At 53.3% G+C, this 255-nt stretch carries 1 rRNA gene; it reads right to left on the minus strand.

Features of this window, described 5'->3' with window-relative positions:
- A 16S ribosomal RNA gene (locus KW836_RS27740) occupies positions 1-242 on the minus strand; the annotation flags it as partial.
- Positions 243-255 lie beyond the last annotated feature (13 nt).

Genomic DNA, 255 nt, shown 5'->3' on the forward strand with positions numbered 1-255 from the left:
GCTAATCCGATATCGGCCGCTCTAATAGTGCAAGGTCTTGCGATCCCCTGCTTTCCCCCGTAGGGCGTATGCGGTATTAGCTACGCTTTCGCGTAGTTATCCCCCGCTACTAGGCACGTTCCGATACGTTACTCACCCGTTCGCCACTCGCCACCAGACCGAAGTCCGTGCTGCCGTTCGACTTGCATGTGTAAGGCATCCCGCTAGCGTTCAATCTGAGCCAGGATCAAACTCTTCAGTTTAATCTCTGTATTT

The organism is Achromobacter sp. ACM05, assembly GCF_019218915.1.
GTDB lineage: Bacteria > Pseudomonadota > Gammaproteobacteria > Burkholderiales > Burkholderiaceae_B > Achromobacter > Achromobacter animicus.